This is a genomic window from Pseudomonas sp. YQ_6 (genome assembly GCF_043103245.1).
In the GTDB taxonomy this organism is placed as follows: Bacteria; Pseudomonadota; Gammaproteobacteria; order Pseudomonadales; family Pseudomonadaceae; genus Aquipseudomonas; species Aquipseudomonas alloputida.
In genome coordinates, this window is record NZ_JBICJR010000061.1 from 234352 (window position 1) to 240719 (window position 6368).

The following is a 6368-nucleotide window of genomic DNA, read 5'->3' on the forward strand; positions in this document are numbered from 1 at the left end:
CTTACACCGTGTGCAGGTACCAGTTGTACTCGAGGTCGGAAATCGACACTTCGAACTCGGCCAGTTCGCTTTCCTTGCAGGCCACGAAGATATCGATGTAGTCCGGGCTGATGTATTGGTTGAGGACTTCGCTGTCATCCAGCGCGCGCAGGGCATCGCGCAGGTTGTTCGGCAGGCTTTGCTCCAGCTGCTCGTAGGAGTTGCCTTCGATCGGCGCCGCGGGCTCGACCTTGTTGGTCAGGCCATGGTGAACGCCGGCAAGGATCGCCGCGAGCATCAGGTACGGGTTGGCATCGGCGCCGGCTACACGGTGCTCAAGGCGCACATTGTCGCTGCTGTCGGTGGGCACGCGTACGGCCACGGTGCGGTTGTCCAGGCCCCAGCTCGGCGCATTGGGCACGTAGAACTGCGCACCGAAGCGGCGGTAGGAGTTGATGTTGGGGCACAGGAAGGCCATCGACGCCGGCATGGTTTCCAGCACGCCACCGATGGCGTGGCGCAGCGTGTCGCTCTGCAGCGGATCGTCACTGGCGAAGATGTTCTTGCCGGTTTTCTTGTCCAGCAATGAAATGTGCACATGCAGGCCGTTGCCTGCCTGGCCCGGGTAGGGCTTGGCCATGAAGGTGGTGTCCATTTCATGGTCGTAGGCGACGTTCTTGATCAGGCGCTTGAGCAGGATCGCATAGTCGCAGGCCTTCAGCGGATCCGCCACGTGGTGCAAGTTGACCTCGAACTGCGCCGGGGCGCTTTCCTTGACGATGGCGTCGGCAGGCAGGCCCTGTTCCTTGGCTGCTTCGAGCATGTCCTGCAAGCAGTCGGCGTACTCGTCGAGGTCGTCGATCAGGTACACCTGGGTCGACTGCGGGCGCTTGCCGGAGATCGGCGAGCGCGGCGGCTGCGGGCGGCCGTTGAGGTTGTCCTGATCGATCAGGTAGAACTCCAGTTCGAACGCGGCGCAAATATCCAGGCCCAGGTCGTCGAACTTGCTCACCACCTGGCGCAGCACTTCACGCGGGTCGGCGAAGAACGGCTGGCCATCCAGCTCGTGCATGGTCATCAGCAGCTGGGCGGTGGGGCGCTTTTGCCACGGCTCGTCCGACAGCGTGCCGGGGATCGGGAAACAGATGCGGTCGGCGTCGCCGATGTCCAGGCCAAGGCCGGTGCTTTCGACAGTGGAACCGTTGATATCAAGGGCGAACAGCGATGCGGGCAGGTTGATGCCCTTCTCGTACACCTTGTGCAGGCTGGCCCGCTCGATGCGCTTGCCACGTACCACGCCATTCATGTCGGAGATCAGCAGGTCTACGTACTGCGTGTCCGGATGGGCCTGGAGGAAGTCATTCATCTCGCTGGAAGAACTGGCGCACGGGGTTACCGACGTCATGGTGTACATCCTTTGATGTGCTGCGGCGATGTGGGGATACGGCTGGCGCCTCACGGGCGACGATGGTTGCAGCTGTTGTTGTTTTCACTTTCCCATCGTGGGGACTGGTTACCCGACCGGGCGCATTGATTCCGGGGGGCCGTTTCACTATAAAATGGCCCAGACGCAACAGACATTGGCAATTTGGCAAGCAGAGCGTGCATCAATGCAATATCAGATAACCCACGCAGACCTCTCTCTGGTCCTGGCACTGGAACGTGGCCGCTCGCTGGCCAAAGCCGCCGAACTGCTCAAAGTCGACGTTTCGACCGTGTTCCGCTCGATCCGCCGATTGGAGTCGGCGCTGGGCACCGCCTTGTTCGTCAAGAGCCGAAAGGGCTATCTGCCGACTGACACCGCCCAGGCCTTGGCCGAGCAGGCCGAACGCGCCGAGCAGGCGCTGGAAGCGGCGCGCATTGCCATGACCAGCGGCGAGCAAGTGGTCAGCGGCACGGTGCGCCTGACCTGCACAGAGGCGGTGATGCACAGCCTGTTGCTGCCGGCGCTGGCCGAGTTCATGTCCAACTACCCGGCTTTGTCGCTGGAGATGGGCACCTCCAATACCTTCGCCAACCTCAGCCGGCGCGACGCCGACATCGCCCTGCGCCTGACCAACACACCTCCGGAGCACCTGGTGGGCCGCAACCTGGGTTCGACCTCCTATGTGGTCTGCGGCCAGCCACAGTGGCGAGAGCGCCTGAGCGAGTCCCCCGCCAGCGTGCCGTGGATCGCACCAGACGACTCGATGCAGGACCACCCTACGGTGGTCTGGCGCAACCAGCAACACCCGGGCCTGAGCCCGCGCTACCAGTGCAGCAGCATGTCGACCATCGCCCAGTTGGTAATGGCCGGCCTGGGCGTGGCAGCGCTCCCGGACTATATGGTGCATGCGCTGCCCGGGGTGGATGCACTCAGCGGCCCCCTGCCCGGCTGCGACACTCAGCTGTGGTTGCTGACCCGGCCGGATTGCCGGGCGTTGCGCTCGGTGCAGACCTTGTTCGAAGAGCTGACCCCGCGGTTGCGTGACGCGATGCTCTGAGGTTATCGTCAGGCTCATGCACTGAGGGTGTCTGTTCCGGCCCTTTCGCGGGTAAACCCGCCGCTACAAGCTACGCGACCCCTGTAGGAGCGGGTTCACCCGCGAAGAAGGCATCGCAGGGTTTGCAGCTACCGCCCGGCAAAACAGCGCTTCCCTATTGGCTGGTGAATTTTTATACTATCGAGTCCGCCTGCCCATTAATGGGCTGCACGCCCACCGCAATTGCTACTGAGGAAGACCATGGCCCGCGTAACTGTTGAAGACTGCCTGGAACACGTGGATAACCGCTTTGAGCTGGTCATGCTCTCGACCAAGCGCGCTCGCCAGCTGGCGACCGGCGGCAAAGAGCCACGCGTTGCGTGGGAAAACGACAAGCCAACCGTTGTTGCCCTGCGTGAAATTGCCGAAGGCATCGTCACCAACGAGTTCATCGCCGCTGAAGAGATCGTCACCGAGGATCCGGTGTTCGCCGCGTTCGAGGACGAGAACAACGAGGCTGTCTGATTGATGCCAGGTCGACGTCGTACGGCGCAAGGCCCTCTTCCTCGGCAGGAGGTGAACCCATGCCGGGTATAGAAGCCTTGGCCGAACGGCTTTCGACCTATCTTGGCCCCGAACAGGTCAACCTGGTCCGGCGCGCCTATTTCTACGCCGAACAGGCCCACGATGGGCAACGCCGCCGCAGCGGCGAGCCCTACGTGACCCACCCGCTGGCCGTGGCCAGCATCCTCGCCGACATGCACATGGACCATCAAAGCCTGATGGCGGCCATGCTGCACGATGTGATCGAAGACACCGGCATCGCCAAGGAAGCCCTCAGCCAGCAGTTTGGCGAGACCGTGGCCGAACTGGTCGATGGGGTCAGCAAGCTGACCCAGATGAATTTCGAGACCAAGGCCGAGGCGCAGGCGGAAAACTTCCAGAAGATGGCCATGGCCATGGCCCGCGATATCCGCGTGATCCTGGTCAAGCTGGCCGACCGCCTGCACAACATGCGCACCCTGGAAGTGCTGTCTGGCGAAAAACGCCGGCGCATCGCCAAGGAAACCCTCGAAATCTACGCCCCCATCGCCAACCGCCTGGGGATGCACACCGTGCGCGTGGAGTTCGAAGACCTTGGTTTCAAGGCCATGCACCCGATGCGCTCGTCGCTGATTCATCGTGCAGTGAAGAGCGCGCGCGGCAACCGCAAAGAGATCGTCGCCAAGATCGAGCACTCGCTGGCCAACTGCCTGGCCGCCGACGGCATCGAGGGCGAGGTCAGCGGTCGGCAGAAACACCTCTATGGCATCTACAAGAAGATGCGCGGCAAGCGCCGTGCCTTCAACGAGATCATGGACGTGTATGCCTTCCGCATCATCGTCGACAAGGTTGACACCTGTTACCGCGTGCTCGGCGCCGTACACAACCTGTACAAGCCGCTGCCCGGACGCTTCAAGGATTACATCGCGATCCCCAAGGCCAACGGCTACCAGTCGCTGCACACTACCCTGTTCGGCATGCACGGCGTGCCCATCGAAATCCAGATCCGCACCCGCGAAATGGAAGAGATGGCCAACAACGGCATCGCCGCGCACTGGCTATACAAGTCAAACGACGACGAGCAGCCCAAGGGCAGCCACGCGCGTGCCCGCCAGTGGGTCAAGGGTATCCTCGAACTGCAGCAACGTGCCGGCAACTCCCTGGAATTCATCGAGAGCGTGAAGATCGACCTGTTCCCGGACGAGGTCTACGTGTTCACGCCCAAAGGCCGGATCATGGAGTTGCCCAAAGGCTCCACGGCCGTCGACTTCGCCTACGCGGTGCACACCGACGTCGGCAACAGTTGCATCGCGTGCCGCATCAACCGCCGCCTGGCGCCGCTGTCCGAACCGCTACAAAGCGGCTCGACAGTGGAAATCGTCAGCGCCCCGGGCGCTCGGCCAAACCCGGCCTGGCTCAACTTTGTGGTCTCGGGCAAGGCACGCACGAATATCCGCCATGCGCTCAAGCAACAGCGCCGCTCGGAGTCCATCAGCCTGGGCGAGCGCCTGCTGAACAAGGTACTCACTGGCTTCGACAGCAGCCTGGAGAAAATCCCCCAGGACCGCATCCAGTCTATTCTCGCCGAGTACCGCCTGGAGCTGATAGAAGACCTGCTCGAAGACATCGGCCTGGGCAACCGCATGGCCTACGTGGTCGCGCGCCGCCTGCTGTCGGCCGAAGGCGAACAGCTGCCGGCGCCAGAAGGCCCGCTGGCGATCCGCGGCACCGAAGGCCTGGTGCTCAGCTACGCCAAGTGCTGCACGCCGATCCCGGGTGACCCGATTGTCGGCCACCTGTCGGCCGGCAAGGGCATGGTCGTGCACCTGGAGAACTGCCGCAACATCAGTGAAATCCGCCACAACCCCGAAAAGTGCGTGCAACTCTCCTGGGCCAAGGACATCACTGGCGAGTTCAATGTCGAACTGCGTGTCGAACTGGAACACCAGCGCGGGCTGATCGCCCTGCTGGCCAGCAGCGTCAACGCCGCCGACGGCAACATTGAGAAGATCAGCATGGACGAACGCGACGGCCGTATCAGCGTGGTCCAACTGGTGGTCAGCGTGCACGACCGCGTGCACCTGGCGCGTGTGATCAAGAAGCTGCGTACCCTGACCGGTGTGGTCCGCATCACCCGCATGCGTACGTAGTCCGCCAACCGCAAGGAGTCATCATGAGCAAAACCGTCATCAACAGCGACAAGGCCCCTGCCGCCATCGGCACCTACTCGCAGGCGATCAAGGCCGGCAACACCGTGTACATGTCGGGCCAGATCCCTCTGGACCCGAAGACCATGGAACTGGTCGAAGGCTTCGAAGCCCAGACCGTGCAGGTGTTCGAGAACCTCAAGGCCGTGGCTGAAGCTGCTGGCGGTTCGTTCAAGGACATCGTGAAACTGAACATCTTCCTCACCGACCTGAGCCACTTCGCCAAGGTAAACGAGGTGATGGGCCGCTACTTCGAACAGCCCTACCCGGCCCGCGCCGCCATCGGCGTTGCCGCACTGCCGAAAGGCGCCCAGGTCGAAATGGACGCCATCCTGGTCATCGAATGATGCCCTGGTGACGGGCCCTGCCCGTCACCCTCCTTCCTCTGCAAGGTTACCCCGTCATGCGTCAAGCACTGCCCTTCGCGCTGGCAGCCCTGCTACTGGGCGGCTGCACCAGCCACAAACCCGAAGATTTCAACGGTATCTGGATCAACCAGGAAGCCATCACTGCGGCGGTCAAAGCCGGCAGCCTGCGCCAGGCGCTTAATGAGCACGGCCCAGTGTTCGAGTGGAAACTCGACGTGGCCAATCAGCAAGCTAGCTACAGCAATGGTTTTGAGGCCGCCGACGGCCAGCTGAGCGCCAATGAAAAGCAATGGCAGGCCCGTTTCCAAGGCGGCCAGACCGAGCAGCTTTCGCTCGATGGCGACGAGCTGCTGGCCGTCGACCAGAACGGCACCAAGCAAACCTTCGTGCGCGCCAAGACACCGGCGGCAGCCAATGCACCACTGGGCAGCAGCTTCGAGAAAGCGCTTTACCAAGCCTACCTGGGTGGTAACTGGAAGATCGTCGAAGGCCAAGGCAAGGGTGCCAGCGTGCGCTTCAGCGACACCGGCAACGTCACCGGCCTACCGGGGCCGGACCGCTTCGCCCTTTGCCTGGCAGGTGATTGCGCGACCATGGGTGGCAACAATGACAGCCTGTGGCTGGAGCGCAACCAGCGTGGTGCACCGTTCATCATCAAGCGCGATGGTGACAAGCTGGAGATTTTCCAGGCAGTGAACCGTGCACAACCGGATGAAATGCCGGAGCTGGCAGCGGGCAAACGTCAGTGGGCGCTGGAGCGCAGCTGAGATGATGCGCGGTTCCTGGACTGCCCCCAAGAAGTTGGACAC

Annotated in this window: 6 protein-coding genes; 5 read left to right on the forward strand and 1 reads right to left on the reverse strand. The window is 62.5% G+C overall.

The annotated features are described in order from the left end of the window. Position 1: 1 nt before the first annotated feature. Positions 2-1384: a glutamine synthetase family protein gene (locus tag ACF8FG_RS21680; protein ID WP_014592856.1), complete on the reverse strand. Its 1383-nt coding sequence runs from the start codon at positions 1382-1384 to the stop codon at positions 2-4. 205 nt (positions 1385-1589) lie between these two features. On the opposite strand from ACF8FG_RS21680, the gene ACF8FG_RS21685 reads away from it, so the two are divergent. The 5 genes from ACF8FG_RS21685 (at position 1590) to ACF8FG_RS21705 (ending at position 6326) form a co-directional block, all read left to right on the forward strand. Further along, positions 1590-2462 (forward strand): LysR family transcriptional regulator, encoded by an 873-nt coding sequence (locus ACF8FG_RS21685; RefSeq protein ID WP_003253385.1) that lies wholly within the window; start codon positions 1590-1592, stop codon positions 2460-2462. A gap of 240 nt (positions 2463-2702) precedes the next feature. Beyond that, positions 2703-2966, forward strand: a complete 264-nt coding sequence (gene rpoZ / locus ACF8FG_RS21690) for a DNA-directed RNA polymerase subunit omega (protein ID WP_003253383.1) — start codon at positions 2703-2705, stop codon at positions 2964-2966. 59 nt (positions 2967-3025) lie between these two features. After that, positions 3026-5134, forward strand: coding sequence for a bifunctional GTP diphosphokinase/guanosine-3',5'-bis pyrophosphate 3'-pyrophosphohydrolase (gene spoT / locus ACF8FG_RS21695; RefSeq protein WP_019439069.1), 2109 nt, complete (start codon positions 3026-3028; stop codon positions 5132-5134). Between the two features lie 23 nt (positions 5135-5157). Beyond that, a complete protein-coding gene (locus tag ACF8FG_RS21700) occupies positions 5158-5538 on the forward strand; it encodes a RidA family protein (RefSeq protein WP_009684531.1) in 381 nt (126 codons plus the stop codon). 56 nt (positions 5539-5594) lie between these two features. Beyond that, positions 5595-6326 carry a hypothetical protein gene (locus tag ACF8FG_RS21705; protein ID WP_119713176.1) on the forward strand — a complete coding sequence of 244 codons (732 nt, stop codon included), beginning with the start codon at positions 5595-5597 and terminating at the stop codon, positions 6324-6326. Positions 6327-6368 lie beyond the last annotated feature (42 nt).

Coding starts and splice junctions, on each gene's coding strand:
- ACF8FG_RS21680 (WP_014592856.1), bottom strand. CDS start 1,384: ATGACGTCGGTAACCCCGTGCGCCAGTTCTTCCAGCGAGATGAATGAC.
- ACF8FG_RS21685 (WP_003253385.1), top strand. CDS start 1,590: ATGCAATATCAGATAACCCACGCAGACCTCTCTCTGGTCCTGGCACTG.
- rpoZ (WP_003253383.1), top strand. CDS start 2,703: ATGGCCCGCGTAACTGTTGAAGACTGCCTGGAACACGTGGATAACCGC.
- spoT (WP_019439069.1), top strand. CDS start 3,026: ATGCCGGGTATAGAAGCCTTGGCCGAACGGCTTTCGACCTATCTTGGC.
- ACF8FG_RS21700 (WP_009684531.1), top strand. CDS start 5,158: ATGAGCAAAACCGTCATCAACAGCGACAAGGCCCCTGCCGCCATCGGC.
- ACF8FG_RS21705 (WP_119713176.1), top strand. CDS start 5,595: ATGCGTCAAGCACTGCCCTTCGCGCTGGCAGCCCTGCTACTGGGCGGC.